24 protein-coding genes are annotated in these 26,117 nt (G+C 67.1%); 3 read left to right on the top strand and 21 right to left on the bottom strand.

Features of this window, described 5'->3' with window-relative positions; translation table 11 throughout:
- Positions 1-8 precede the first annotated feature (8 nt).
- From pdeM to ACTHQV_RS13930, 4 genes are all read right to left on the bottom strand, one after another.
- On the bottom strand, positions 9-671 hold the full coding sequence (pdeM, locus tag ACTHQV_RS13945) for a ligase-associated DNA damage response endonuclease PdeM (RefSeq protein ID WP_440491084.1): 663 nt from the start codon (positions 669-671) through the stop codon (positions 9-11).
- A gap of 403 nt (positions 672-1,074) precedes the next feature.
- Positions 1,075-2,340 carry a DUF445 domain-containing protein gene (locus ACTHQV_RS13940; RefSeq protein WP_440491082.1) on the bottom strand — a complete coding sequence of 422 codons (1,266 nt, stop codon included), beginning with the start codon at positions 2,338-2,340 and terminating at the stop codon, positions 1,075-1,077.
- A gap of 173 nt (positions 2,341-2,513) precedes the next feature.
- A complete protein-coding gene (locus ACTHQV_RS13935; protein WP_440491081.1) occupies positions 2,514-5,711 on the bottom strand; it encodes an efflux RND transporter permease subunit in 3,198 nt (1,065 codons plus the stop codon).
- 4 nt (positions 5,712-5,715) lie between these two features.
- Positions 5,716-6,921: an efflux RND transporter periplasmic adaptor subunit gene (locus tag ACTHQV_RS13930; RefSeq protein ID WP_440491079.1), complete on the bottom strand. Its 1,206-nt coding sequence runs from the start codon at positions 6,919-6,921 to the stop codon at positions 5,716-5,718.
- A 194-nt stretch (positions 6,922-7,115) separates the two neighbouring features.
- On the opposite strand from ACTHQV_RS13930, the gene ACTHQV_RS13925 reads away from it, so the two are divergent.
- Positions 7,116-7,838 (top strand): SIMPL domain-containing protein, encoded by a 723-nt coding sequence (locus ACTHQV_RS13925; protein WP_440491077.1) that lies wholly within the window; start codon positions 7,116-7,118, stop codon positions 7,836-7,838.
- 293 nt (positions 7,839-8,131) lie between these two features.
- On the opposite strand, the gene ACTHQV_RS13920 is transcribed toward ACTHQV_RS13925, so the two are convergent.
- From ACTHQV_RS13920 to ACTHQV_RS13905, 4 genes are read right to left on the bottom strand one after another with little or no spacing between them, the layout of a single operon-like run.
- The gene (locus tag ACTHQV_RS13920; RefSeq protein ID WP_440491076.1) at positions 8,132-8,530 is read right to left on the bottom strand and encodes an acyl-CoA thioesterase; all 399 of its coding nucleotides are present in this window, start codon (positions 8,528-8,530) and stop codon (positions 8,132-8,134) included.
- Positions 8,527-9,165 carry a hypothetical protein gene (locus ACTHQV_RS13915; RefSeq protein ID WP_440491075.1) on the bottom strand — a complete coding sequence of 213 codons (639 nt, stop codon included), beginning with the start codon at positions 9,163-9,165 and terminating at the stop codon, positions 8,527-8,529. The genes ACTHQV_RS13920 and ACTHQV_RS13915 overlap by 4 nt, the downstream gene beginning before the upstream one ends.
- Positions 9,162-9,503 carry a DNA primase gene (locus ACTHQV_RS13910; protein ID WP_440491074.1) on the bottom strand — a complete coding sequence of 114 codons (342 nt, stop codon included), beginning with the start codon at positions 9,501-9,503 and terminating at the stop codon, positions 9,162-9,164. The genes ACTHQV_RS13915 and ACTHQV_RS13910 overlap by 4 nt, the downstream gene beginning before the upstream one ends.
- Before the next feature lie 54 nt (positions 9,504-9,557).
- Positions 9,558-10,844, bottom strand: a complete 1,287-nt coding sequence (locus tag ACTHQV_RS13905) for a multidrug effflux MFS transporter (protein ID WP_440491073.1) — start codon at positions 10,842-10,844, stop codon at positions 9,558-9,560.
- Positions 10,845-10,964: 120 nt separating this feature from the next.
- Between ACTHQV_RS13905 and ACTHQV_RS13900 the strand changes: the two genes are divergently transcribed.
- Both ACTHQV_RS13900 and ACTHQV_RS13895 read left to right on the top strand, forming a co-directional pair.
- Positions 10,965-11,918, top strand: a complete 954-nt coding sequence (locus ACTHQV_RS13900; RefSeq protein WP_440491071.1) for an isopenicillin N synthase family dioxygenase — start codon at positions 10,965-10,967, stop codon at positions 11,916-11,918.
- A 103-nt stretch (positions 11,919-12,021) separates the two neighbouring features.
- Entirely contained in the window at positions 12,022-13,314 is a 1,293-nt protein-coding gene (locus ACTHQV_RS13895) for a homoserine dehydrogenase (protein WP_440491069.1), read from the top strand.
- A gap of 23 nt (positions 13,315-13,337) precedes the next feature.
- Here the strand turns inward: ACTHQV_RS13895 and ACTHQV_RS13890 are convergent, their stop codons facing one another.
- The 13 genes from ACTHQV_RS13890 to ACTHQV_RS13830 form a co-directional block, all read right to left on the bottom strand.
- Positions 13,338-13,736: a hypothetical protein gene (locus tag ACTHQV_RS13890; protein ID WP_440491067.1), complete on the bottom strand. Its 399-nt coding sequence runs from the start codon at positions 13,734-13,736 to the stop codon at positions 13,338-13,340.
- A gap of 35 nt (positions 13,737-13,771) precedes the next feature.
- The gene (locus tag ACTHQV_RS13885) at positions 13,772-14,311 is read right to left on the bottom strand and encodes a demethoxyubiquinone hydroxylase family protein (RefSeq protein WP_440491065.1); all 540 of its coding nucleotides are present in this window, start codon (positions 14,309-14,311) and stop codon (positions 13,772-13,774) included.
- Positions 14,308-14,787, bottom strand: a complete 480-nt coding sequence (locus tag ACTHQV_RS13880; RefSeq protein ID WP_440491063.1) for a disulfide bond formation protein B — start codon at positions 14,785-14,787, stop codon at positions 14,308-14,310. The genes ACTHQV_RS13885 and ACTHQV_RS13880 overlap by 4 nt, the downstream gene beginning before the upstream one ends.
- Positions 14,788-14,791: 4 nt before the next feature.
- The gene (locus ACTHQV_RS13875; protein WP_440491127.1) at positions 14,792-16,138 is read right to left on the bottom strand and encodes a S41 family peptidase; all 1,347 of its coding nucleotides are present in this window, start codon (positions 16,136-16,138) and stop codon (positions 14,792-14,794) included.
- A gap of 233 nt (positions 16,139-16,371) precedes the next feature.
- The gene (locus tag ACTHQV_RS13870) at positions 16,372-18,207 is read right to left on the bottom strand and encodes a methyl-accepting chemotaxis protein (protein WP_440491061.1); all 1,836 of its coding nucleotides are present in this window, start codon (positions 18,205-18,207) and stop codon (positions 16,372-16,374) included.
- Positions 18,208-18,290: 83 nt separating this feature from the next.
- Positions 18,291-19,445: a murein hydrolase activator EnvC family protein gene (locus ACTHQV_RS13865; protein ID WP_440491059.1), complete on the bottom strand. Its 1,155-nt coding sequence runs from the start codon at positions 19,443-19,445 to the stop codon at positions 18,291-18,293.
- On the bottom strand, positions 19,442-19,864 hold the full coding sequence (locus ACTHQV_RS13860; protein WP_440491057.1) for a 23S rRNA (pseudouridine(1915)-N(3))-methyltransferase RlmH: 423 nt from the start codon (positions 19,862-19,864) through the stop codon (positions 19,442-19,444). Before ACTHQV_RS13860 ends, ACTHQV_RS13865 begins: the two co-directional genes overlap by 4 nt.
- A 13-nt stretch (positions 19,865-19,877) precedes the next feature.
- A complete protein-coding gene (gene rsfS / locus ACTHQV_RS13855; protein ID WP_242119482.1) occupies positions 19,878-20,231 on the bottom strand; it encodes a ribosome silencing factor in 354 nt (117 codons plus the stop codon).
- Positions 20,232-20,266: 35 nt separating this feature from the next.
- Positions 20,267-20,890 carry a nicotinate-nucleotide adenylyltransferase gene (locus ACTHQV_RS13850; protein ID WP_440491055.1) on the bottom strand — a complete coding sequence of 208 codons (624 nt, stop codon included), beginning with the start codon at positions 20,888-20,890 and terminating at the stop codon, positions 20,267-20,269.
- Positions 20,887-21,168, bottom strand: coding sequence for a type II toxin-antitoxin system RelE/ParE family toxin (locus ACTHQV_RS13845; protein WP_440491053.1), 282 nt, complete (start codon positions 21,166-21,168; stop codon positions 20,887-20,889). The genes ACTHQV_RS13850 and ACTHQV_RS13845 overlap by 4 nt, the downstream gene beginning before the upstream one ends.
- Entirely contained in the window at positions 21,165-21,410 is a 246-nt protein-coding gene (locus tag ACTHQV_RS13840; RefSeq protein ID WP_440491051.1) for a CopG family ribbon-helix-helix protein, read from the bottom strand. The genes ACTHQV_RS13845 and ACTHQV_RS13840 overlap by 4 nt, the downstream gene beginning before the upstream one ends.
- A 37-nt stretch (positions 21,411-21,447) precedes the next feature.
- Positions 21,448-22,710 (bottom strand): glutamate-5-semialdehyde dehydrogenase, encoded by a 1,263-nt coding sequence (locus tag ACTHQV_RS13835; RefSeq protein ID WP_440491049.1) that lies wholly within the window; start codon positions 22,708-22,710, stop codon positions 21,448-21,450.
- A gap of 108 nt (positions 22,711-22,818) precedes the next feature.
- A complete protein-coding gene (locus ACTHQV_RS13830; protein WP_440491047.1) occupies positions 22,819-26,064 on the bottom strand; it encodes a TonB-dependent receptor domain-containing protein in 3,246 nt (1,081 codons plus the stop codon).
- Positions 26,065-26,117 lie beyond the last annotated feature (53 nt).

Raw genomic sequence — 26,117 nt, 5'->3', positions numbered from 1 at the left:
GGACGCCGCTACGCCGCCAGCGGAAAGCGCAGCAACCGGTCCTCGAGCGCGATCAGCGCCTCGGCACCGCTGCCGACTGCACGGACGATTTCGGGGTGATGCGCGTCCAGCCCGCCGGTCAGCGATCCGAAGGCGGGCAGGATCAGCTTGGTCGCGGTCGCCACGAAACAACGCCGCGACACGCCGCGGCCGCGCAGCTTCACGCGCAGCTTGGGATGGAAATGGCCCGACAGTTCGGCCCGGGTCTCGCGCGGATCGGCTTCGTGGCGCAGCACCAGTCCATCGACCACGGCTTCGTCGATCACCCGCCCGCCGCAATGATCGGCGACGATCCGGTCGTGATTGCCGGTGATCCATGTCCAGTCGCTTGCCGCCGTCAACGCGCGCAACCGCGCCTGCGCCTCCTCGGACAACCGGTCGCAGCCGCCGATATCGTGGAAACTGTCGCCAAGGCACCAGATCTGCGCCGGCTGCGTCCGCGCGACCACCGCCTCGATCCCCGCCAGCGTCTCCAGCGTGTCATAGGGCGGCAGCATCTGTCCGAACTGCGCGAACCAGCTCGCCTTCTCGAAATGCAGATCGGCGAACAGCAACGCCCGCCGCGCCGGCCAGAACAGCGCACCGGCGGAAAGGGCATCGAAAGCGTGGCCGGCGAACGAAAGGCGAACCATGGCGTGCCTATAGCGCAGCCGATGCGACGCTCAAGCCACAGGGGCGTAACGATTTCGGCGGAGCGACCACGCCGTCGGCACAGGCGCTACGACATGGTGAAGGGCACCCGGCGACGGTACGACCGTCACCCCGGGTTTGGCTCGAGACCTATGCGAACGTCCCTCCTCGTACCCCGGCGAAGGCCGGGGCCCAGTTGGGGGACGTCGGCGAGGTGCGGAAAAGCCCTCCCAACTAGACCCCGGCCTTCGCCGGGGTACGACAGTTTTCAGATGATCGACCGACTTTTGCAGAGGTTTTGGCTTGAAACGGGGTCTCGCTTCTTGCGGCGGCCAGATGAAGAGGTGGGGCCGCCGATCAAGTCCGGGGCAACGACCAGGACGCTGCGGGCGGTGCCGAATTGCGCTACAGCCAAATATCGACGACATGGATCGCTAGGCCCACCGTGCCCCCGACCAGCGTGCCGTTGATGCGGATGAACTGCAGATCGCGACCGACCGCATTTTCCAGCCGGCCGGTGATCGTCCGCGCATCCCAGCCGCGTACCGTGTCCGACACCAGCCGGACGATGCCGTCGCCATAATCGGCGACCGCGCCCACCACCGCACGGCGGACGAAGCGGTTGACCTTGGCCTTCAACACCGGATCGCTTTGCAGCGTCAGGCCCAGTTGCCGCATCGCATCGCCGATCGGTCCGGCGAGCGCACGGTCGGGATTGCGGGCGGCATTGAGCAGGCCACCCCGAATCTTTTCCCACACCCCCATCCACCACCCAGCCAGCGCCGGGTTTTCGATCAGGTCGTTCTTAAGCCGCTCGACCTTCGCCTGCATCTCGGAAGAATGCTGCAGGTCGTGGGCAAGCAGCGCCAAGCCCTCGTTCGCCTTGGCGCGGAGCGGATGGGCAGGGTCTTCGGCGACCTCGGCCAGCATCTTGTGCAGGCCGTTCAGCACCGATGTCGCCAGCGTCGCGTCGAGCCCGGTCCAGCGTAGCACCGCCCCGGCGCGCTTCTGGATCATTGCGCGGACCAGTTCCTCGTTCGCGTCGAGCGTCTTGGATGTCCAGCGGATGATCGCGTCGACCAGCGGCAGGTGGCGATCCTCGGCGATCGCCGCCTCCAGCGTGCGGCCGAGTGCGGGCGACACCCGCATCGCCCGCAAGCGGTTGGCGAGCGCGCCGCGCACCATCGTCCCGAACTGATCGGGGTCGAGCCCTTCGAGCACGTTGACCGCGAGGCGCGAGGCGCCGTGGCGCAGCCGTCCGCTGCGCGTCGCCGGATCGGCCAGCCAGCGGCCGGCAATGGCGGCGGCATCCATCCGGTACATGCGCCGCGCGACGACATGCGCGGTCAGGAAATTGTCGCGCAGGAAGGCGGCGAGGGTGTCGCCGATCCGGTCCTTGTTGCGCGGAATGATCGCGGTATGCGGGATCGGCAGGCCGAGCGGATGGCGGAACAGTGCGGTGACCGCGAACCAGTCGGCAAGGCCGCCGACCATCGCCGCCTCAGCAAAGGCCTGGACGAAGCCCCATGCCGGATGCACCCCCTCCATGCGCCGCGACAGCAGGAACAGCACCGCCATCGCCACCAGCATCAGCGTCGCGACCCGCCGCATCCGCTTGAGGGGCAGGGGCACCGCGTCGCTGCCATGGGAAAGGGTCGGGGATCGTGGCATCGGCGAAACAATCGCCGGCCGCGGGGAAAGTTCAACGGGGTCGCCGCGTCGCCCTGTCCCAAAGACGTCACCCCAGCGCAGGCTGGGGTCTCTCGCCGCGCCTGCTGCGCGCTCTCACCGGAAGACCCCAGCCTGCGCTGGGGTGACGTTCAGGGTTAAGGGGCGGCGGTATCCTACTCCGCCGCCGGCAGCGACTTCGGCCCGTCGCCCGGCGGCAGATGCCCGCCCGGCTGGTGCTCGATCGCCGGACGGTCGGCGTCGCCCGGACGATAGGTGAGCAGCCGCCGTGACAGGTGCGGGCCGACCCAGCGCTCCAGCCCGACCGCGAGACTGAACGCGCCCGGTACGATCAGCAGCGTCAGCAGCGTTGAAAGGGTGAGGCCGCCGATCACGGTGATGCCCATCGGCCCGCGGAACGATGCGTCCCCCGACAGCGCGAGCGCGGTCGGCACCATCCCTGCGACCATCGCGACCGTGGTCATCACGATCGGCTGGGCGCGCTTGTGCCCGGCGTCGAGGATCGCGACCTCCTTGTCGACGCCCTTCTCCATCTCCTCCAGCGCGAAGTCGATCAGCAGGATCGAGTTCTTGGCGACGATGCCGAGCAGCATCAGCAACCCGATATAGACCGGCATCGAGATGGGATTGCCGGTGACCCAGAGCGCCAGCAGCCCGCCGAGCGGGGCCAGCAGCAGCGACCCCATGTTCACGAACGGCGGCATCACCCGCTTGTAGAGCAGTACCAGCACGCCGAAGACGAGGAAGATGCCCGAGATCACCGCGACGATGAAGTTCTGGATCATCTCGCCCTGCCACTTCGCCTGACCGACGGTCAGTTCGGTGACGCCGAGCGGCAGGTTCTGCATGATCGGCAGGTCGTGGATCGCCTTCATCGCGACGCCCGACACGACGCCCGGCGCCAGATCGGCGCCGACGACCAGACGGCGTTGCTGGTTGATGCGGTCGATCTTGGTCGGACCCGCGCCGAAGCCGATGTCCGCCACGACCGACAGCGGCACCGATCCGCCATTGCCGGTCGGGACCGGCAGGTTCTGGATCGTCGACAGCCGCGACCGGGCGTCACGCGACAGCGCCACGCGGATCGGGATCTGCCGGTCGGACAGCGAGAAGCGCGCGCTGTTCTGGTCGATATCGCCCAGCGTCGCGATGCGGATCGCCCCCGACAGCGCGGCGGTGGTGACGCCCAGGCTGGCCGCCAGGTCGCTGCGCGGGCGGATGATGATCTCCGGCCGCTTCAGGTCGCCCGACACGCGCGGGGCGACGACCATCGGCAGCTTTTCCATCTGCTTGACCAGTTGGTTGGCGGTCTCGTTCAGCTTGACCGGATCGTCGCCGCCCAGCGTGATCGACAGGTCGCGGTTGGACCCGCCCCAGCCGAATTGCGACCGGAACGACACCCGCGCATCGGGGATCGCCGCCAGTTGCGGGGCAAGGCCGCGTTCGAATTCGGTGCTCTTGGTCGTGCGCTTCGCGGCATAGGTCGCGTCGTCGACCAGGCCCAGGCTGTGGCGCAGCCGTTCGCCAAAGCTCGGCTTGTCGATCAACTCGGCGGTCACGCGGCCATTGCCGGCATAGCTCGACGAATAGACCGATTTGACCAGCGGCTGGGCGCGCAGCAGATTCTCGACGCGCTTCACGACGACCGCGGTCTGTTCGAGCGTGGTGCCGGGCACCATCTCGACGCTGGCGGTCACGCGTTCGCGGTCCTGCGGCGGCTGGAAGGTCTGCGGCAGGACCATGAACATTACCACGGTCAGCGCGAGGGCGACGACCGCGCCGACGATCGTCGACCAGCGATGGCGCAGTGTCCAGCGCAGCACGCCCATATAGCGGTCCATCAGCCAGCCTTCACCATGGCTGGCATGCCCGTGCGCCTTCAGGAAATAGGCAGCGATCATCGGCGTGATGAGGCGCGCGACGGCAAGGCTCATCAGCACCGATGCGACGACGGTCAGGCCGAAATTCTTGAAGAACTGACCCGAAATGCCCGGCATCAACCCGACCGGCAGGAAGACGGCGACGATCGCCATCGTCGTCGCCAGCACCGCGATGCCGATTTCGTCCGCCGCGTCGATCGATGCCTGATAGGCGGATTTACCCATGCGCATGTGGCGGACGATATTCTCGATCTCCACGATCGCGTCGTCGACCAGCACGCCCGCGACCAGGCTGAGCGCGAGCAGCGTCATCTGGTTGAGGGTGAAGCCCAGCATGTCCATGAACCAGAAGGCGGGTATCGCCGACAGCGGAATGGCGAGCGCCGAGATGATCGTCGCGCGCCAGTCGCGCAGGAACAGGAACACGACGACGATCGCGAGCAGCGCACCTTCGACCATCGCGGTCATCGCCGAATGATATTGGATCTCGGTAAATTCGACCGAGTTCGACAGCAGCGCGAAGCGGACCTGCGGATTGCGCTTCTGCAATTCGGCGATCCGCTTTTCCGCCTCGTGGAACACGGTGACGTCGGACGCGCCCTTGGCACGCTTGATATCGAACGCCAGCACCGGGCGGCCATTATATTCGGCGCGGCTCTTCGGCTCGGCATAGGCGTCGCGAACTTCGGCGATATCGGCGAGGCGGACCGAACGGCCGCCGCCGACCGGCACCTGCGTCTGTGACAGGGCATAGGCGGTGGCGGCGTTGCCGAGCACGCGGACCGATTGCTGCGATCCGGCGATCTCCGCCTGTCCGCCCGCCGCGTTCAGATTGACCTGGCGCAGCGCCTGGTTGACCTGGCTGGCGGTCAGGCCCTGCGCCTGCAAGCGCGCGGGATCGAGCGTGACGCGGATCTCGCGGTCGACGCCGCCGACCCGCTCGACGGTCGCCATGCCGTCGATCGACAGCAATTCCTTGGCGACGGTATTGTCGACATACCAGCTGAGCTGTTCGGGCGTCATGTCGTCACCGATCGCGGTCCATGACGCGATGTCCGAATCGGTGGTGTTGGCGCGATAGATTTGCGGTTCGAGGATGCCGTCGGGCAACTGGCTGCGAATCTGGTTCACCGCCTCGCGCACGTCGTTGACGGCGCGGTCGATCGGCGTGCCGATGTCGAGCTGGATGACGGTGGTCGAGGTGCCTTCGGTCACGCTCGATTCGATCTGATCGATGCCTTGGAGCGCGCGCACGGCGGACTCGACCCGCTGCGTCACCTGCGTTTCGAGTTCGGTGGGGGCGGCGCCGGGCTGGCTGATGACGACGATCGCAACCGGGAATTCGATGTCCGGGTCCTGGTTCACGTCCATGCGCATGAAGCTGACGATCCCGGCGATCGTCAGCGCGAGGAACAGCACCAGCGGCGGAACCGGGTTGCGGATCGCCCATGCCGAAATGTTGCGAAAGCCCATGGCGCTATTCCTTGCGAGCGGCAGCGGCGGCGGCGCGGACCGGCACCACCTCCTGACCCGGATTGAGGAACGCGCCGGCGCTCGCCACCACGCGTTCGTCGCCCATCAGCCCGGAGGCGATCAGGGCACCTTCGTCCGACACCTCGGCCACGCGGACGTCGCGGCGCACGACCTTGTTCTGCGCATCGACCAGATAGACATAGCTGCCCTTGTCGTCGCTGAGCACCGCCGATTCGGGCAACAGCGGCGCGGTCGACGCGCCGGCGCCGATGCGCGCGCTGGCGAAGCCACCAGGGCGCAGCGCGGGGTCATAATTCAGCGCGATGCGGGCGATACCCTGCCGCGTCTGCGGATCGATGACCGGGGCGACCTGCCACACCTGCCCCTTGAACACGCGGGTATCGCCGACCGGCACGACCTCCGCCGCCGAACCGGTGCGGACATTGGCGAGATCGGCTTCGGAGAGCTGCGCGCGCATTTCCATCTGCCCGCCCATCGCGATGCGGAACAGCACGCCGCTGCTGCCGCCAACGACCTGGCCCGGCTCGACCGCGCGGGTCAGGACGAGGCCGGCGGCAGGCGCGCGGATGTCGAGACGACGGTTGCGTGCCTGCGTCTCGGCCAGCTGCGCCTGCGCCACGCGGACGCGGGCATTGGCCGCGTCGCGGGTCGCGGTCTTGCGATCGATATCGGCCTTCGACACGAAGCCGCGCTCGACCAACTGGTTCGACCGGTCGAGTTCGGTCTGCGCGATCTGCGCATCGGCGCGGGCGACGCGGACCTGCGCCGACAGCGATTCGGCGGTTTGCGCCTGCACCGAACGATCGACCGTGGCGAGCACTTGTCCGGCGCTTACCCAGCTACCCGGCTCGACGAGCACTCGCGTGACCAGACCGCCTTCCCCGACGACGCCGACCGGCATTTCGCGCCGCGCGGCGAGCGATCCGGTGCCGGAGACCGCGCGGGTCACCGTGTCACGGCCCGGCACGACCACCGTCACCTTGGGCAGCGCGCCGGCGGCGGCAGGGGGCGGGCCCTTGGTAGCGGGCGCATCCCCGCCCTTGCGACCGAATGCCCAGACGGCGCCGACCACGACGAGCAGCACGATCACGATCCCGACGATGACGGCACGGCGGCGCGACCGCGGCGCGGCATCGGGTCCGGTCAGCAACTGGCGGTCACCCGCGATCGACGTCGATTCGTAATTCATCCACCCCATCCTGTTGGAGGGCCCCCAGCCCTTCTTGCGCTGTATTACATCAATACAGCACTGCCCTCAAGCATAGACATCGCGTTTTTCGATAAGAACGGCAAGGGCTGCATCGATTGCGTTCATGCCACGTTTTGCGGCGCGTGCGTAACGACCGATCGTTCGTCGTGACTGTATTTGAAAGGGAAATGTCGATGCTCCGTTCCGTCCTGCTCCTCGCCGCCATCGGAACCGCGCTTCCCGCCGCCGCGCAACAGGTCGCGCCGGTCTCGGCACCGGTCCTGACCGACGGCACGCTGCTCGACGTCAGCGCGACGGGGAAAGCGACGCGGGTGCCCGATATCGCGACCATCCGCGCGGGCGTGGTCAGCCAAGCGGCGACCGCCGCCGCCGCGCTGTCGGACAATGCGCAGCGCATGACCCGCGTCGTCGCCGCGCTGCGCAAGGCCGGGGTCGCCGACCGCGATCTACAGACCGCGCAGATCCAGTTGCAGCCGCAATATCGCTATGCCGAGAATCAGCCGCCGGCGATCACCGGCTATCAGGCGAGCAACAGCATCTCGGTCCGCTTCCGCGATGTCGCCAAGAGCGGCGCCATCCTCGACGCACTGGTGGCGCAGGGAGCGAATCAGATCGACGGGCCGACGCTGTCGGTCGATGCTGCCGATGCCGCGCTCGACGAGGCCCGCACCGACGCGATCCGCCGCGCGCGCGCCCGTGCCGAGCTCTACGCCAAGGCAGCCGGGCTGCGCGTCGACCGCATCCTGCTGATTTCCGAGGATGGAGGACAATTGCCACAACCGCCGATGCCGATGCTGCAAATGGCGCGGGTGGCGAAGATGGCCGATTCGACGCCCGTAGCGGCGGGCGAACAGGATTTGACGGTCAACGTCGCGGTCCGCTTCCTGCTGCGGTGAACGGATGTGCTCCCCTGCCGGGAATGGCCATGCTTATCATTCCCACGCCGGCTAAGCTTCCGCGTGAGTCCGCTATACCGTGTCCCCGCGCAGGCGGGGACCCAGAGCGACGATCGCAACCTGTTGTTTTGCTTGGCTCTGGACCCCCGCCTGCGCTGGGTACGGTGGGATCCGGGTATAGGTAGCGGGCTTTTGCAGCGCTCTTCCGAAGCCGGCATCCATCAACGCTGATGTTGATGACCAACGCTGCGTCGGCAGCGTGTACAGACCCCGTCTGCGCGGAGAACGAGCGGCTATTGCGTGAACCGCTCGACCACCTCGGCCGGCACCCGCAGCAACCGCCCGCTGTGCCGGTCGAGCAACGCCCAGGTCGTGCGTGCATCGACCTTCACCCGGCCGTCGGCGCCGGTGAAGCGCATCAGCCGGTCGAACCGCGCGCCCTTCGGTGCATCGTCGACCCAGGTTTCGGCAGTCACCGTCTCGCCCGCGACGACGTTGCCGCGATAGTCGATTTCGTGGCGGGTGATGACCCAGACATAGGCGGCATGCTGTTCGGGGGTGGCCAGCGCGTGCCAATGCTCGACCGCCACGTCCTGAATCCAGCGGACCCAGACCGCGTTGTTGACATGGCCCAGTTCGTCGATGTCGTCGGGGCCGGCGGTGATCGTCCGGCCATAGCGCGGGGAAGTCATTGCGGGGTGGTAGTGTCCGTTACGGGGCGCGGTTTCAGACCGCTATTGTCGATCCGCCATGACCGTTGTTCGGCGGTTGCGCCATCGATATCGCCGGTACGGTGCAGCGTGACCGGCCCGGCGAGCGATATCGGCGTCCCGTCGCGCAGCCGGCCGGTGACGCGCACCGGTATCTCGATGTAGCGCTGCCCAGCACCCGCATCGATCCGGCCGGGCGTGCCGATCGTCGCGCGATAGTCGGCATATTTGGCGAAGGAGTCGGCGAACGCCTGTTCCGACATGCCCGACGCCTCGCCACGGCCGTTCCACAGGCGATAGGCGTCGGCATAGCGCCGGGCGGCGATCGCGGCGAAATACTGGTTCAGTACCGCCACCGCTTCCTGCGGCCCCGCTTCGGTCACGACCGAATTAGGGACGGCGGCAGGCCGGACCTCGTTGGCCGGGGGCGGGGCCGATACGCCGGGAATGCCGTCGCCCGGCGGTAGCGTGGTCGAGGGCGTCACCGGCGTCGGAGCACCGGCGACCGGCGTCGGCTCGGCAGGCGCTACGTCGTTCGTCGCGGTCGCATTACCGTCCCCGCCGCCGCCACAGGCCGACAGCAACAGCGCCAGCCCGGCGATCGCCCCCGTCCTCATGGTTCGATCGCGTCGCGATCTGCGTCGTTCAGGTCGCCGTCCTCGGCGAGATTGTCCTCGTCGAAATCTTCCTGCAATTCGTCTTCGGTCTGGTCACCCTGACCGGTGATCGTCACATCCTCGTCCTCTTCGGCGAGTTCGTCGTCGACCATGTCGAGTTCGTCCTCGTCCTCATCGTCGGACGCGCCGAGATCGGGTTCGAGGTCGGTCAGGATCGTGCCGTCGCTGGGGCCGTCGCGGGTCGCTTCGAGGATTTCGGCGCGCTGGCTTTCGTCATAGCCGTCCTCGTCATAGCCGTCGTCGCCCGACCCCTGACCGTTTACCTGATGACCGCCCATCGAATGACTCCTGCTGGTTAGGACAGGGAAACCCGTTGCGGGCGGCGGCGGTTCCTATCCGCGGCGGAACAGCCGGCCATGTTCGGTACGAAACACGACCAGTACCGCGATCAGCCCGAGGAACAGGAACCCGCCATAGAGCGGTACGGTGGTCCCGTCGAACGCCTGCCCGATCAGTGCGCCCAGCACCGCTCCGCCCAGCATCGACACGAATCCCTGCAACGACGACGCCGTGCCCGCGATCGATCCCATATTCTCCATCGCCATCGCCGAGAAATTGGAGGAAGCGAGGCCGAAACAGGCCATCATGATCGCCTGTAGCACGATGAAGCTGGCCAGTGACTCGATCCCCGCCAGCGTGATCGCCAGATGGATCGCCGCCACCGCGACCAGTCCCAGCAGCGCCGCGTGCGAGATCAGCCGCGTGCCGAAGCGCATCACGATCCGCGAATTGAAGAACGACCCCGCCGCCATCGTGCCGGCGACACAGGCGAAGACGACCGTCAGCAGCTTCGGCTTGCCGAACGTCACCTCCATGATCTGCTGGATCGACCCGACGAAGCCGAACAGCCCGCCCGACAGCAGCGCCGCCGCAACGGTATAGCCGACCGCATAGCGATCGCGCAGCACGATGCGATAGCCCTCCATGATCCGGCCGGGGTCGAGCGGCTGGCGTTCGGACATCGGCAGCGTCTCGGGCATGCGCAGCACGAACCATGCGAACACCGCGGCGGTGACGATCGCGATGCCGCCGAAGATCCACCGCCACGAGGCGAAGGCAAGGACGAATTCGCCGAAGGTCGGCGCCAGCACCGGGGCGGCCATGAAGAAGATGAAGGCGAGGCTCATCACCCGCGCCATCGCCCGGCCCGAATAACAGTCGCGCACCAGCGCCACCGTCACCACGCGCCCACCCGCCACCGCCGCACCGGAGGCGAAGCGTGCGATCAGCAGCAGCAGGAAACTGCCCGATACCGCCGCGACCAGATTGGTGATCGTGCTGGCGATCAACGCGAAGATCAGTACCGGCCGCCGGCCATAGCGATCGGCGAGCGGACCATAGGCCAGCTGCGCGATCGAAAAGCCGAGCAGGAAGGCGGTCACTACGAACTGGCGCGTATTGGGTTCGGCGACGCCCAGCGCATCGCCGATCGCGGGCAGCGCCGGCAGCATCGAATCGATGCCGAGCGCGGTCAGCGCCATCAGCGCCGCGATCAGCGTCACGAACTCGCCGAACGGCAGCGGCGCCCGATCCGCCGAAGCGCTGTCGCCGGGGGTGGGAGCGGCATCGGTCAGCGCGGCGGAGGCGTCGGGCGACAGGGGATCAGTACGTTGTTGCATCGCATCATCCCCATGCCGGAACTCAAGGCCCGCGTCACGCAAAGGATGACCCTGTTCGTGGGCGGGCCGTGCGTCTATCTTCATGGCTTCGTTCCGGTATCTTTCAGGATTTTGAGACCCATGGCCGACACGCCGCTTTCGCAGGTTCCGCTGATTTCGATGGCCCAGGCCGAGCAGGACCCCGACGGCTTCGCCCGCGATTTCGGCGGCTCGTTCCAACGCTTCGGTTTCGCGATGGTATCCGACCATGGCGTCGATCAGGACGTGATCGACCGCGCCTGGGCGATGACCAAGGCGTTCTTCGACCTGCCCGAGGAAGAAAAGCGCCGCTATTTCGTCGAGGGCGGCGGCGGCGCGCGCGGCTATACCCCGTTCAAGACCGAAATCGCCAAGGGTGCGACCCATGTCGACCTGAAGGAATTCTGGCATGTCGGCCGCGAACTGGCCGCCGGCCACCGCTATGGCGACGTGATGCCCGCCAATGTCTGGCCCGACCGGCCGGAGGGGTTTCGGGAGGCGTTTCTCGACCTGTTCGCCGCGCTGGATGCGGCGGGTGACCGACTGTTGTCGGCGATCGCGCGCTATCTGGGACTGGAGCCGAACTGGTTCGACCGCGCGGTGAAGGACGGCAATTCGGTGCTGCGCCTGCTCCATTATCCGCCGGTCCCCGCCGACGCCCCGGAGGTCCGCGCTGGCGCGCATGAGGACATCAACCTCATCACGCTGCTACTGGGGGCCGAGGAAGCGGGCCTAGAACTGCTCGACCGCGACGGCCGCTGGCTGCCGGTCGCGCCGCCGCCGGGGGCGATGGTCGTCAATGTCGGCGACATGCTGCAGCGTCTGACCAACCATGTCCTGCCATCGACCACCCACCGCGTCGTCAACCCCTCGCCCGAACGGCGCGGCCATTCGCGCTATTCGATGCCGTTCTTCCTCCATCCCGCGCCCGATTTCCTGATCGAGACGCTGCCCGGCTGCATCAGTGACGAGCGGCCGAACCGCTATCCGACCCCGATCAGTTCGCACGACTATTTGTACGAGCGGCTGGTCGAGATCGGCCTTATCAAGAAGTGACGGCCCCGGGGTTCCCCTGATCGCCAACCGCCTTTAGAGACACGAAACCGGCCGGAGCGATGCTCCGGCCGCAATTTTGTTACGTCAATCAATTGAGGGATCTATGACCGAACCGCTCCGCGTCGCCATCGCCGGCCTTGGAACCGTGGGTGCGGGCGTGATTCGGCTGATCGAGACCAATGGCGCGCTGATCGCACGCCGCGCCGGCCGTCCGATCGAGGTCGTCGCAGTATCGGCGCGCGACCGGACGCGCGACCGCGGCGTCGACCTGTCGCGCTACCAATGGGTCGACGATACCGCCGCGCTGGTGCAGGCCGGCGATGCCGATGTCGTCGTCGAGCTGATCGGTGGATCGGACGGCCCTGCGCTGACGCTGGCGCGCGGTGCGCTGGCGGCGGGCAAGAGCTTCGTCACCGCCAACAAGGCGATGATCGCGCATCACGGCCTCGAACTCGCCCAGGCTGCCGAGGACAAGGGCGTCGCGCTGAAGTTCGAAGCGGCGGTCGCCGGTGGCGTGCCGGTCATCAAGGGCCTGCGCGAAGGGGCGGCGGCCAACGAGATTTCGCAGGTCTTCGGCATCCTCAACGGCACCTGCAACTTCATCCTGTCGAAGATGGAGGCCGAGGGCCGCGACTTCGCCGAGGTACTGGCCGAGGCGCAGGCGCTGGGCTTTGCCGAGGCCGATCCCAGCTTCGACATCGATGGCGTCGATGCCGCGCACAAGCTATCGATCCTCGCCAGCCTCGCCTTCAACACCCAGCCGGCGTTCGATGCGGTGGCGGTCACCGGCATCCGCCACGTGCTGGCCGCCGACATCGCCGAGGCGGCGGCATTGGGCTATCGCATCCGGCTGGTCGGGGTCGGCGAAGCGGGGCCGCGTGGCCTGTTCCAGCGGGTTCATCCGCACCTCGTGCCGTTCGACCATCCGCTGGCGCATGTTACCGGATCGCTGAACGCCGTGGTGGCCGAGGGCAATTTCGTCGGCCGTCTGTTCTTCCAGGGGCGCGGCGCCGGCGACGGCCCGACCGCCAGCGCGGTGGTCGCCGATCTGATCGACATCGCTCGTGGCGAATTCGGTCCGCCCTATGCGATGCCGGTCGCCGACCTGACCCCCGCCGCGCCCGAACCGACCGGCGAACGCCGCGGCCGCGCCTATTTGCGCCTGCACGTCGCCGACAAGGTCGGGGTGCTGGCCGAGATCGCGGCGGCAATGCGCGATGCCGGCGTCTCGATCGAAAGCCTGATCCAGCGCGGCGCGAATGCCGATGGTAGCGTGCTGGTCGCGATCGTGACGCACGAAGGGCCGGAACGCTGCGTCGCGCAGGCGCTGGAGAAGCTGGAAAGCTCGGCCAGCGTGCTCGGTCAGCCGATGTGGATGCACGTTCTGGGCGGATAAGGCGCCGCCCTAGGTCGCGGCGGTCAGGGCAGCGGGATGCTTTCCTCTGCCTGCCGCCGCGCCCGGCGTTCCGCGCGCGCGGCATTGGCGCGCTGGATGAAGCAGCCGGTCTGTCCACCGACCCCGGCGGTCGAGCAACTGCCGATCCCGCTCGACCCGGCGTTCAGATTGTCCTGCACCCGCGTCGCCCAGCTTTCGCCGTCGCGGGTTGGTTCGACGTCGCGCAACTCCTTGGGGATGCGAAAGCGTTCCTGCTCGCCCCGGCGGACGCAGACCACGATTTCCTCGCCATCGGCGTTGGTCGGGCATTTGTCGTTGCCATAGATGACGAGCGTGCCGTTGCGGACCTGCGCAGCGGCGGGCGCGGCCGGCATGGCAAAGGCGACGATCGTGGCGGCACCGGCCAGAAGCGTGCGGGTCATCACAAAATCCTCCTGTCCGGGTAACGCCCGGACGATCAAATGCGTTTCGAAACTTCGATGGCGATGCGGCAGCCCGCGCGGATCGCTGCCGATAGCAGGGGGTAGGCCGGCGCGCGTTCGGCGCCATGCGCCAGCGCCGCTTCCTTATGCTCCAGCTCCTCGGCCTGGAACTTGCGGATCGCTGCGCCCAGTTCGGGATCGTCGTCGCCCAGTTCGGTCAGCTGGTCCTCATAATGCTTGTCGATTTCGGTCTCGACGGCAGCGGTGCAGGCCATCGCCGCCTCCGGTCCGATCGCCGCGGTCGCCGCACCCAGCGCAAAGCCGGCCACGTCCCAGATCGGCTGGATGATCGTCGGCCGCACGCCACGCTCGGCGATCAGCGCGTCGAAATAGGCGCGGTGCTCGGCCTCCTGCAGCGCCATGCCCTGGATCGCCGCCGACATCGGGCTGCGGTCGCCCATCACCGCCAACTGCCCGGCATAGATGCGCGTCGCGCCATATTCGCCCGCCTGATCGACGCGGATCATCGACTTGATACCGCCGGGCCGGGGATCGCCGGGTCGCCATTTGCTCATGTCCGCCTCCGTGTCGCCAGCATCAGCACCACCAACGCGCCGGCGATCGAAAAGATCGCGTTGAAGCCGGCGAGCGAGATGCCGAGGAACGTCCATTGCGGCACGTCGCAGCGCACCACCGGCTGCCGCACGATCGCCGCCAACAGGTCGCCGCCGGTCGCATGCAGCGTGTTGGCACAGGCCGTCACCCCCTCCCACCAATGATATTCGACGCCGGCATGGAACACGCCGATCAGCCCGCTGGTCAGGATGCTGAGGCCGGCCAGGATCACCAGCAGCCGCTTGGCCGAGGTACGCGGCGCGAAGAAGGACAGCGCGGCCAGCGCGATCGCCGCATAATGCGGCCAGCGCTGCCAATGGCACATCTCGCACGGGTACAGCCCGCCCAGATATTGCGAACCGAGCGCCCCCGCGATCAGCGTGAGCGGCAGCAGCAGCGCGATCCAGCGCGCGAGCGGCAAGTCGTTGGCGCGCATCCGCTCAGCGCTTGCCGGGCTTGGGGGCAGCCGCCGCCATCCGCGTCGTCGGACCGACCCGACCCATCGTCTGGAGCGCGTAATAAAGCTGGAAATCGTCGATGCCGCGCTTCTTGAGCGACTCGGCGGTCTCGGCGAAGCGCGGATCGTCCTTGGTGTCCTCGGTCAGCGTCTTGTCGTCGACCCCGGCTTCGTTGACCAGGTGACGGCGCAGATCGGCCTCGCGATAGACTGGCCGGCTCTTGTAATCGGGGTCCGAAATCTGCGGGACCTTCAGATCGGGGTCGATGCCGCCTTCCTGCACCGACCGGCCCGATGGCGTATGATAGCGCGCGGTGGTCAGGCGCAGCGCGGTGTTCTTCGACAGGTCGAAGATCGACTGGACCGATCCCTTGCCGAAGCTGCGCTCGCCCATCACGATCGCGCGGTGATGGTCCTGCAGCGCGCCGGCGACGATTTCCGATGCCGATGCCGTGCCCGGATTGGTCAGCACGATGATCGGCAGTCCCTGCGCGAGGTCGCCCGGTACCATCTCCTCGGCGAAATAGCGTTCGGTGTCCGCCTTGTCGCGCCCGCGCTGCGACACGATCTCGCCGCGCGACAGAAAGGTGTCGGACACCTCGATCGCCTGGGTCAACAGCCCGCCGCCATTGTCGCGCAGGTCGATGACATAGCCCTTGGGCTTGTGCCCCAACGCCTTGTCGATCCCGGCGATCGCAGCGCGGGTGTCGGCGCCGGTCGTCTCGCTGAACGTGTTGATGTTGATGACGCCGATGCCGTCCTTCACTTCCCACTTCACCGGCTTCTGCACGATCGTGCTGCGCACCAGTGTCAGTTCGATCGGCTTGTCACGGCCGGGGCGGACGATGGTCAGCGATACCTTCGACCCCGTGGGGCCGCGCATCTGCGCGACCGCTTCGTCGAGCGTGCCGCCGACGATCAGCTTGCCGTCGACATGGGTGATGTAATCGCCCGACTTGATGCCGGCGCGGGCGGCGGGCGTATCCTCGGTCGGGGTGATGACCTTGACCGCACCGTCCTCCAGCGTGACCGACAGGCCCAGGCCCGAATAATTGCCGGTCGTGGCGATGCGCAGATTCTCGAAATCCTTGGCGTCGAGATAGCTGGAATGCGGGTCGAGCGCCGCCAGCATGCCGCGCATCGCCCCTTCCATCAGCGTCTTGTCGTCGACCTTGTCGACATAGGACGCCTTCACCCGGTTATAGACGTCCATGAAATTGTCGAGTTCGCGGAAACTGCCGGCGTCGGCCTGCGCCATCGCCCCGGTGGCGACGGGGACGAGCGCGAGCGCACCGACGATCGCGGTGGCCTGAAGAAACGAACGGGACATACGCATATACGCTGAATGCTTTCGACTGCGGTACGGAAGCCACACTAGCGGGAAATCGTTCGACGATCAAAGCGCTGTCTCGCTGAACCGGACGTGACGTTCGGCCACGACCGGGCAAAACCGACGACGGATGCCTGCATCGGGCCAGCACCTGACCATCTTGTCGTCCCATTCTTCCCTCTCCTCTGGACCGGGGGAGAGGGGATAAGGGCTTATCAGAATGTCGATTGGCCCTAGAATGCCGACCAGTCGTCCTCCGCCATGGCCAGCGCGGTATTGCCGGCGACGTGCGGACGCATCGGGACGACGCTTGCCGGACGGGGTGCGGGTGCCGGGACGGCGCGGACGGGAGCGCTGCGATGGCCGGTGTCGCCGAGGCGGAAGCTGCTGATCTGTCGCGCCATGCCGTCGGCGTCGTATGCGAGGCTGCGCACCGCCGCGGTCGCTTCCTCGACCATCGCCGCATTCTGCTGCGTCATGCCGTCCATTTCCGACACCGCCGTATTGATCTGGTGCAGGCCCGTGGCCTGACGCTCGGCCGAGGCGGCGATGCTGGCGACCAACTCGTCGATCTGCCCGATACGGCTGATGATCCGCGCGAGCGCGTCGCCAGTATCGACCACCAGCTGCACGCCGGTGTCGATCTGGCTGGACGATGCGGTGATGCGGGTCTTCACGTCCTTGGCGGCATCGGCGGAGCGCTGTGCCAGCGCGCGGACCTCGCTGGCGACGACGGCGAAGCCCTTGCCCGCATCGCCCGCCCGTGCCGCTTCCACCCCGGCGTTCAGTGCCAGCAGGTTGGTCTGGAACGAGATGCCGTCGATCACGCTGATGATGTCGCTGATCTCGGTGGAGGCGCGTTCGATGCCGTGCATCGCCTCCACTGCGCGACGGACGATCTCGCCCGACTGGTCCGCCTCGGCGCGCGCCTCGCTGACGATGCGGTTGGCCTGTGCCGCGCCGGCGGCGGTTTCGCGCACGGTCGACGTGATCTCGTCCATCGCCGCCGCCGTCTCTTCGAGGCTCGCCGCCTGTTGTTCGGTTCGCTGCGACAGGTCGTCGGATGCCTGGCGGATGTCGTCGGCACCGTTGTTGATGCTGCCGGCCGCTTCGGTCACCGTCGTCAGCGTCGATTGCAGCGCGGCGACGGCCGAATTGAAGTCCGCCTTGATGCCCGCGAACGGCCCGCTCAAATCGGCATCGACGCGCGAGACCAGATCGCCCTGCGCCAGTCGCGCGAGTGCCGCACCGAAGCTGTCGACGATCAACGTCGTCTGCTCCTCCTTGGCCCGTTTGGCCGCAACCAGTTGATCGCGCAATGCCCGGGTCGCGCCGGCGAGCTGCCCGAGTTCGTCGCGCCGGCTGCCGGCCGGGATCGCGACCGCCATGTCGCCCGACGTCATCCGCTTCAGCGCCTCGACCAGCGCCAGCAGCGGCGCGACGACGAACCGGCGGGTGGCAAAGCCGATGGCGAGAACGACGACGAGGGTCGCGCCGGTCGTGAAGGCGAGCAGGATGTTGGCCAACCGCGCGATCGCGTTCGCCTCGGCGCTGACCTGGGCCAGATGCGCTTCAATCGCATCGGACAGGGTGCTCATCCCGCCCTCCAGCGTTTCGAAGGCGTTCAGAAAGCCGGGCAGCAGCGCCGTGGCGCGGGCAGGATTGGCGGCGGCGGCATCGGCGATCCGTTCGGCGGTGGCGATATAGGTTTCGACCAACGGCTGGATATTGCGGGCCCGCGTCGCGATGGCGGGAGCATCGGCATAGGCGGCATCGGCCGCAAGCGCCTTGCGCAGCGCCGCCGAATCATCGGCCAGCGCCTGACGGTTTGCCGCCAGATCGAGATCGCCGGTCGAGCTGGCCCGCAATACCGACAGCACATCGCCGCGGATCGCGTCGTGCATCATGTCGGCGGTCATGTGGTTACGCAGCAGGGCCGTTCCCTGGCCGATACTGGCGCGCGCATCGGATTGGCGGGCGTTGGACCAGACGCTGGCGCCGGCCGATCCCAATACCAACAGCCCGATCGCGGTGATTGCCGCTAATACCATCCGGTTGATCGATTGCATGCGGACGTACTCCGATTCGTTCGTTCGGTACGGCATGGACTGAATCGGATAATATACGGTTATCGCGTCATTGACTGTGCGGCCTACAGCATAGCGGCCAAGTCGACCGGTACCCCGTGGCGGCGCAGTTCGATCGTCACCGGCGGCCCGTCGCCCCGCGGCGCGCGACCGATCGGCGTACCGGCGGCGACCCGCGCGTCAACCGGCCCGACGCTGGCGGCGAGACCGGACACCGTCGTCGTCCAGCCGTCGCCATGGTCGAGGATCACCACCCGGCGATAGCCGCGAAACCGCTTGCTGAACGCGATTCGTCCCGGCGCCGGCGCGACGACGGTGGCCCCCGGCGCGACGGTCAGAGTCAGCCCGCGCGCGCGCACGCCGCTGTCGCTGATTTCGCCGAAACCGGTCGCGACAGCGCCCCTGACCGGCAGGCGATAGGCGGCCGGCGGCAGCGCCGGCGTGGCGACATCGGGCCGGGGGAGCGGCCCGGGCAGGGCGGCCAGCGCCGCGCGGGTGTCGCGCGCCTCGCCCAGTTCCTCCAGCCGGTCGACGATGTCGCGCGCCTGTTCGCCGAGCGCAATCGCCCGGTCCGATTCGATCAGCGCGCCGCGCGCCAGCGCCCGCGAACGCAACCGCTGTGCCGCCTCCGCCTGCATCAGCGCGAGGCGCTGGCCTTCTAGCCGCGTGTTGCTTACGGCCAGCGCCTGCAACGCGACGCCGGCCTGCGAGCGCAGTCGCGCCGCATCGGCGATGCCGGCACGGACCGCAGCGGTGCGCTGCTGCATTGCCGGCACGACGGTGCCGAGCACGGCGCGGACATGGACCAGATCGTCGGTCGATCCGGGCTGCGCCACCGCCAGCCATGCCGGGCGGCTGGCCAGCGACTGCAACGCCCCGACCAGCCGCGCGACCGGGGCCTGCCCGGCGGCCAGTTCGGCGCGGCGGCGGGCGAGCAGTTCGCCGATCAGCGCGACGCGCGCCTGTGCGGTCCGGCGGTCGGCCTCGGCGGCGGCGATGCGTGCGGCGAGCGCCGCCTGTGCCGCACGACTACGCTCGGCCCCGGCGCTGGCGGCGCGCGCGGCGCGGTCGAGCGCTTGCGATCGTGCGCTGGCCGTGGCTGCCGCCCGCCGCGCGCTTTCCAGCCGGTCGCGTCCCGCAGCGACCGGATCGTCCTGCGCCCACGCCGCCGCACCCGCCAGCGCGGCCAGGGCGGCGATCAGGGCGAGCGCGCGCCTCATCCCTCGCGGTGATAGGGGTGGCCGGCGAGGATGCTGGTCGCGCGCCACAATTGTTCGGCCAGCATCGCGCGCGCCATCAGATGCGGCCATGTCGCCCGCCCGAACGCCAGCAACAGATCGGCTCCGGCCCGCTGCGCATCGTCGAACCCGTCGGCAGCGCCCAGCAGGAATCGCGTCTCGCGCACGCCATCATCGCGCCAGCGGCCCAGCTGCGTCGCGAACGCCATCGACGGCAGGTCGCGGCCCTTCTCATCGAGCATTACGATGCGCGTGCCCGGATCGACCGGCGGCACCTTGCCGCCGGTATCGGGCAGTTCGGTGATCTTCGTCGGCCAACCGACGCGCTTGAAGTAGCGGTCGATCAGTTCGGCCTCGGGACCACGCCCGATCCGCCCGCGCGCGACGATATGCAGCAGCACGGGCGGACCGGCTTTATGCGTGCGCGGTCGGGTTCAGCGTGTCGCCGAACGCCCACATCCGCTCCAGATTGTAGAAGGTGCGGACTTCGGGGCGGAACAGGTGGACGATCACGTCGCCGGTGTCGATCAGCACCCAGTCGGCGGTCGGCAGCCCTTCGATGCGCGACGGGCGGCCGAACTCGGCCTTGACCCGCTCGGCCAGCTTGGTCGCCATCGATGCCACCTGCCGGCTCGACCGGCCGCTGGCGATCACCATGTAATCGGCGATGCTCGACTTGCCCGCAAGCGGGATCGACACCGTCTCGACCGCCTGGTCGTCGTCGAGGCTGGCGAGCACCATGCGGTGCAGCGCTTCGGTCTCGCTCATGGCATCGGTCGGGTCGGTAGGAGTCGGCAAGGGTGTCAGCTTTCAGGGGCCTGTGCGCCGGACCGGGCGGGCGGAATTACCCGACGGTGCCAGGCGGGATCGGCGGCGCGGATCGCGGTCGCCGAGCTCGGATCGGGGCGGAAGCGCAAACGGACCAGCGCCGGCAAACTCCACATCGTCCATCGTCTCGCCTGGCCTGCGGGCCGCGCATGGCGCCGCAACCAACCCATCGCAGGACTAGCGAGGGCGCGGCTATCATAGCCCGGACGCGCGACGACCGCAATCGCCACCGTCCGCGCAATGCCGCGCCAGTTCCGCCAGCGGTGAAACTCGGCCAAATTGTCCGCCCCCATCAACCAGATGAAGCGATGCTGCGGGTACAACCGCACCAGCTTGCGCAGAGTATCGGTTGTATATCGTGTTCCCAACCGGCGTTCGATCGCGGTAGGCCGGATCGGCGCATGCCGCGCCACCCGCCGCGCCGATGCCAGCCGCACGGCCAGCGGCGCCATGCCGGCGGCGGGTTTCAGCGGGTTGCCCGGTGACACCAGCCACCACACCTCGTCGAGCGCCAGCGCGTGCTTGGCGGCAAGCGACACCCGGCGATGCCCGCGATGCGCCGGGTTGAACGATCCACCGAGCAGGCCGATGCTGCTCATGCGTCCCGATCCTCGCGATCATGGCGAACGCGCAGGATTTCGACGCGGTCCGGCAGGATGCGATAGAATAATAGGTACGGCGTGCTTCGAACGCGCCATTTGCGAACCGAATCTGACAGTATCGTCGGTCCTGCGGACGGATGTTCGCGAAGAAAATTTCCCGCCTGCTCGATCCGTTCGATCATGCGGTCGGCTAATGCCACGTCGATGGCGGAAAATCTGTCATCGATCGCGTCAAGGTCGATAGTGGCCGGTACGGACCATTCAATACCGATCATTCGCTGCGAAGGCGATGTCGTCGTTCCCGTAACTCGGCGAAAACGACGTCCTGCGGGATGAGGTCGCCGCGATCGGCAGCATCGATCCCTACCTGAACGAACGCTGCCAGCTCTTCGTCCGCCTGCACGGCACGACGCAGCGCATCGGCGGCAAATTCGTCGCGCGTGATGCCACGTCCGGCGGCCAGGCGACTGATCGCTTCGTCGGTCGCGGCATCGACGGCAGTCGTGATCGGGCGCATTTCCATTCCCGCAACCTATTCCGCGTCGGCTCCGCCATCAAGGTCGGGTCTGGCCGGTCCCGCGCACGATCCACTTGTAGGTCGTCAACCCCTCCAGCGCGACCGGGCCGCGCGCATGCAGCCGGCCGGTGGCGATGCCGATCTCCGCGCCCAGCCCGAACTCGCCGCCATCGGCGAACTGGGTCGATGCATTCCACATCACGATCGCCGAGTCGACGCGGGCGAGGAACTGTTCGGCGGTCGCTGCGTCGGACGTGATGATCGCGTCGGTATGGTGCGATCCATGCGCGGCGATATGGGCGATCGCTTCGTCGACCCCGTCGACCAGCTTCACCGACAGGATCGCGTCGAGATATTCGGTGTCCCAGTCGTCTTCATTGGCTTCGAGGATATCGCCGTGCAGCGCCCGCACCTCGGCATCGCCGCGCAGCTCGCAACCGGCATCGAGCAGCCCGGTCAGGATCGGCAGCGGATCGGCATAGGCGCGATCGATCAGCAGCGTCTCGGTCGCACCGCACACCCCTGTTCGGCGCAGCTTGGCGTTGACGACGATGTCCTGCGCCATCGCCGGATCGGCGGCGCGGTCGACATAGCTGTGGTTCAGCCCGTCGAGATGCGCTAGCACCGCCACCCGCGCTTCCGACTGTACCCGCGCGACCAGGCTCTTGCCGCCACGCGGCACGATCAGGTCGATCAGCCCCTCGGCGGCCAGCATCGCGCCTACCGCCGCCCGGTCGGTCGTCTGGATCAACTGCACAGCGCCGTCGGGCAGTCCGCCCGCGACCAGCCCTCGCACCATCGCCGCATGGATGGCGCGGTTGCTGTGGATCGCCTCGCTCCCCCCGCGCAGGATCGCCGCGTTCCCGGCCATCACCGCCAGCGCCCCGGCATCGGCGGTGACGTTGGGTCGGCTTTCGTAGATGATGCCGATCACCCCGATCGGCACGCGAACCCGCGTCAGCACCAGCCCGTTGGGTCGCTCGCTGCGGTCGATGACCTCGCCGACCGGATCGGCCAGTCCCGCCACCGCCGCGACCCCCGCCGCCATCGCCTCCAGCCGGGCCGGGTCGAGCCGCAGCCGGTCGAGCAGGGCGCCCGACAGGCCGTTCGCATGCGCAGCGGCGGTATCGCGTGCGTTGGCCGTGAGGATGGCGGCGGCGTCTTCCCGGATGGCAGCGGCGGCGCGGCGGAGCGCGGCGGCTTTGGTCGTGGTGGGCGTCGTGGCAAGTTGCTGCGCTGCAATCCGGGCGTCAGCGCCATAGCGGGTGATCATGTCGGCGGTGCTGTGTTCGGCGGTCATCGCGCTACCCCATCGGTTTGCGCCGCTTTCGCGCAACCGGCAGGCCGCGTCCAGTCGACAAAAAGGGGGCGCCCTTTCGGACGCCCCTTCCTGCCTTGGCGCTATCGATCAGAAATTGACCCGCGCACCGGCATAGAAATACCGCCCGGTCACCGGGAAGATTCCGCTGTCCGACCCGGTGCCGGTCAGGCCATAGGGCGGCAATTGGTCGTTCACATTGTCGACGCCGACATAGAGGCGGAAATTCTTGTTGGCGCGAATGCCGAACTGAATGTCGTGAATGAACACTTCCGGCAAATAGATAATCGGAAAGGCGTCAGCATTGGTCGGTGGCCGATCCTGTTCGTAATTCTGCAGGTTCCACGACCCCAGTGTCTGGCGGCCGATATACTGGGTGGTAAGCGCGATATCGAACGGCCCGGCAAAGAAATTGGCCGAGAACAGACCGCGCCATTCGGGATCGCCCAGCACATTGTTCCGGCGTGTGTAGCGGTTGGGATCGGTCAGGAACGTATATTGCCGCCGCGTTTCCAGCCAGCTCACATTCGCCGACAGATTCAGGCGGATGTCGTCGGTGAAGCTATGACGATAGGCGACTTCGGCATCAATGCCCGACGTGGTCAGCTTCGCATAGTTGAATGGCCCGTTGGTGAAGCCATTGCCCTGCAGGCCGATGTTGAAGTCCGGGAAGCCGGCGAAGCGACGGCCCTGCTGGCCCGCAAAGGTGAAGTCAGCGATCAGATCGCTCGACCGGCGGCGAATGACCTGCGCGCAGAACGGATTATTGATGCCGCCCGGATCGTCATAGCAACGATTGACCAGCGCCTGCGGAGTGATTGTGTCGATCGCCTGCTTGATCTCAATATTATAGTAATCGACCGTGACCGAGAAGCCCGGCAGGAAAGGCGGCGCGACCACGCCGCCCAGCACGAAGCTGCGGCTGACTTCTGGTTGGAGCCCGGTATTGCCGCCATTGGTGCCGAGGATGCCCGAGGTGGGCGCATTGGTCCACGGAACGACTTGACCGTCGGGTAGGGTGATAGTGGTCGGGATGCCCGCCGCCGCGCAGTTGCGCGCCCGGTTCGGGTCTTGGTTGATGACCGTCTGGCTACACGGATCGGTGAAACTGTTGGCGAAGGTCTGGCTGGTGCCGGCATAGAGTTCGGCCAAATTCGGTGCGCGAGTCGCCTGTGCATAGCTGGCCCGGAATCGCAGACCGCGCACCGGCGAATAGATGCCGGCGACGGTGTAGGCATAGACCGCGTCTTGGAGGAAATTATACTTGGATGCACGTCCCGATGCCTCGACCGACAATTCCTGGACGAAGGGCAGGTCTGCCAGGATCGGTACGCGGATTTCGCCGAATGCTTCCGTGACGCTCACCGCATCAGGGTTCGAATCCTGGATCGAATTCAGGAACGTATTGGATTGGCCTGGCGCATATTCGCCCTTGGTGAATTCGTCATATGCGGAGAAATAATCCTCGCGGCGATATTCGACGCCGAAGGCGATGCCGACCGGACCGCCGGGCAGGCGTAAGAATCCCGATGTGTCGCCCGACACCGAATAGACCGCGTTCAGCTGTTCGGCCCATTGCTTGCGCGACGAGGTGTAGAGCGAATAGGCAATACCGTCGGGCGTGGTCAGCGGGGCACCTTCGCCGAACAGGTTCAGCGGTCGGCAGCTTGCGTCATCATTTGCCGCGCTGGCATCGGCGTTGATACGACACACGATCTGGCCCGATACCGGGTCGCGTACGGCATTGGCGGCGTTGTTGAACTTGCGGATGTCAACGTTGCCACCGGTTTCGTAATAGGTTTCGGTCCGGCCGTAATTGACGAACGCGTCGTAATTCCAGTTGCCGGTGTCGAGCAGCACGCCCCGCGCACCGACGACCGCGCGATAGGTCTGGCGTTCATGCTGTTCGGCGCGGGTGCCGATGTCGTTGTTGAAGCGGAAGAAGGTGAACGCGCTGCTATTGTCGGTCGCGGCTAGTCCGTTGAGCACGCGGATCGTCGAACGTGCCTGTTCGGTTAGATACGGATTGTCCAGGTAGAAGGTCGGCGTCAGGCGACCATTGACAAAGGTCGGCTGGGTCGAGGTCTGGTTGGCGGTGACCTTGACGTACTTCGCTTCGATATAAGGTTCGAACGCGCTCGACACCTCGAAACGCGACAGCAGATTGACGTTGATGCGGTCCAGCCCCGGCAGGAGCATCGCGCCTTCGACGCCGCTCGCGGTGCGGCCGCCCAGGACGCCGCCGCCAGTCGGGCGAAGGTCGATGGTCGGCATATCGCGGACCAAGGTGCCGTCGGGCAGGAAGATATAGTTGCTGTTGATGCGTCCGTTGGTCGGCGACAATTGTCCGGTGCAGACCGCGGCACGGCGCGCGCCGTTGGTCGCGGTCGCGACCGGGCAGGCGGTGATGACGGTGCCGCCCAGCGAGATGATGCCGAACTTCGATCCCGGGTTGCGGAAGAAGGTCGTGTCGGGAATGCCGTCCCCCGCCGGCGGTTCGTTGCGCGCCGTGCCGTCCGGGTTGACGAAAGTGGTGCGCTGCGTCTGATAGAATCCCGGAACGCCCGAGAAGGCGCCGGTCTGCTCATCCCGGTCGCTGAAGAGGACCTGGTCGGAATAGGCATATTCTGCCGAGATCGCGATGTTGCCGCGGCCTTCAGCGAAATTCTTGCCCCACAAACCGGTCACCAGATAGGATCCGCGGTCGCCACGGCTGGACACGCCGCCCTGCACGCGGGCGTCGAAGCCCTCGTAATCGCGCTTCAGCACGAAGTTGACGACGCCCGATACCGCGTCCGACCCGTAAACGCCCGAATTGCCGCCGGTGACGGTTTCGACGCGTTCGAGCAGGGCATTCGGAATGGTATTGGTATCGACGCTGAAGGTGCCGGGGTTGCCCGATACGTGGCGACGGCCATTGACCAGTACCAGGGTTCGCGCGGGGCCGAGCCCGCGCAGATCGAGCGCGTTGATGCCGGCAGTGCCGATGCTCGCGGTCGAGTTCGCTTGGTTGAAGGTGGAGCGTAGCGCGGGCAGGCGGTTAAGTGTTTCGCCGACCGACACCTGACCGACATTTTCGAACTGCTGCACGGTAAGCGTTGTGACCGGAACGGCAGTATCGAGGTTCGGCCGCGCGATGCGCGATCCCGTGACGGTGATGACCTGCGTCGGGTCCTCGGCATCGTCGGTCGACCGGCATTCGACGCGCGTATCGCCGGCGATGCAATCGGCGGGACGCTGCGATGTCGTGGTGTCGGTGGTTTGCGCAAAGGCGAATTGCGGTAGCAGCGCGACACCGGCAAGCGCCGTCGCACCGAGAAGACGGTGTGTTTTCATTGATTGCCCCGTTTTGAACGTGGGGAATACCCAGCGTTTGCAACAGGAAAATC

It is taken from the genome of Sphingomonas sp. SAFR-052, from assembly GCF_051965015.1.
Classification (GTDB): domain Bacteria; phylum Pseudomonadota; class Alphaproteobacteria; order Sphingomonadales; family Sphingomonadaceae; genus Sphingomonas.
The sequence above is the reverse complement of the archived record's forward strand: the minus strand, read 5'-3'. Positions and strand labels throughout refer to the sequence as shown.

Coding starts and splice junctions, on each gene's coding strand:
- ACTHQV_RS13865 (WP_440491059.1), bottom strand. CDS start 19,445: ATGAGGCGCGCGCTCGCCCTGATCGCCGCCCTGGCCGCGCTGGCGGGT.
- ACTHQV_RS13885 (WP_440491065.1), bottom strand. CDS start 14,311: ATGAGCAAATGGCGACCCGGCGATCCCCGGCCCGGCGGTATCAAGTCG.
- ACTHQV_RS13850 (WP_440491055.1), bottom strand. CDS start 20,890: ATGAGCAGCATCGGCCTGCTCGGTGGATCGTTCAACCCGGCGCATCGC.
- ACTHQV_RS13915 (WP_440491075.1), bottom strand. CDS start 9,165: ATGAGGACGGGGGCGATCGCCGGGCTGGCGCTGTTGCTGTCGGCCTGT.
- rsfS (WP_242119482.1), bottom strand. CDS start 20,231: ATGAGCGAGACCGAAGCGCTGCACCGCATGGTGCTCGCCAGCCTCGAC.
- ACTHQV_RS13910 (WP_440491074.1), bottom strand. CDS start 9,503: ATGGGCGGTCATCAGGTAAACGGTCAGGGGTCGGGCGACGACGGCTAT.
- ACTHQV_RS13925 (WP_440491077.1), top strand. CDS start 7,116: ATGCTCCGTTCCGTCCTGCTCCTCGCCGCCATCGGAACCGCGCTTCCC.
- ACTHQV_RS13890 (WP_440491067.1), bottom strand. CDS start 13,736: ATGACCCGCACGCTTCTGGCCGGTGCCGCCACGATCGTCGCCTTTGCC.
- ACTHQV_RS13930 (WP_440491079.1), bottom strand. CDS start 6,921: ATGAATTACGAATCGACGTCGATCGCGGGTGACCGCCAGTTGCTGACC.
- ACTHQV_RS13830 (WP_440491047.1), bottom strand. CDS start 26,064: ATGAAAACACACCGTCTTCTCGGTGCGACGGCGCTTGCCGGTGTCGCG.
- ACTHQV_RS13845 (WP_440491053.1), bottom strand. CDS start 21,168: ATGATCGGTATTGAATGGTCCGTACCGGCCACTATCGACCTTGACGCG.
- ACTHQV_RS13895 (WP_440491069.1), top strand. CDS start 12,022: ATGACCGAACCGCTCCGCGTCGCCATCGCCGGCCTTGGAACCGTGGGT.
- ACTHQV_RS13880 (WP_440491063.1), bottom strand. CDS start 14,787: ATGCGCGCCAACGACTTGCCGCTCGCGCGCTGGATCGCGCTGCTGCTG.
- ACTHQV_RS13905 (WP_440491073.1), bottom strand. CDS start 10,844: ATGCAACAACGTACTGATCCCCTGTCGCCCGACGCCTCCGCCGCGCTG.
- ACTHQV_RS13900 (WP_440491071.1), top strand. CDS start 10,965: ATGGCCGACACGCCGCTTTCGCAGGTTCCGCTGATTTCGATGGCCCAG.
- ACTHQV_RS13840 (WP_440491051.1), bottom strand. CDS start 21,410: ATGCGCCCGATCACGACTGCCGTCGATGCCGCGACCGACGAAGCGATC.
- ACTHQV_RS13935 (WP_440491081.1), bottom strand. CDS start 5,711: ATGGGCTTTCGCAACATTTCGGCATGGGCGATCCGCAACCCGGTTCCG.
- ACTHQV_RS13875 (WP_440491127.1), bottom strand. CDS start 16,138: ATGTCCCGTTCGTTTCTTCAGGCCACCGCGATCGTCGGTGCGCTCGCG.
- ACTHQV_RS13835 (WP_440491049.1), bottom strand. CDS start 22,710: ATGACCGCCGAACACAGCACCGCCGACATGATCACCCGCTATGGCGCT.
- pdeM (WP_440491084.1), bottom strand. CDS start 671: ATGGTTCGCCTTTCGTTCGCCGGCCACGCTTTCGATGCCCTTTCCGCC.
- ACTHQV_RS13870 (WP_440491061.1), bottom strand. CDS start 18,207: ATGCAATCGATCAACCGGATGGTATTAGCGGCAATCACCGCGATCGGG.
- ACTHQV_RS13920 (WP_440491076.1), bottom strand. CDS start 8,530: ATGACTTCCCCGCGCTATGGCCGGACGATCACCGCCGGCCCCGACGAC.
- ACTHQV_RS13940 (WP_440491082.1), bottom strand. CDS start 2,340: ATGCCACGATCCCCGACCCTTTCCCATGGCAGCGACGCGGTGCCCCTG.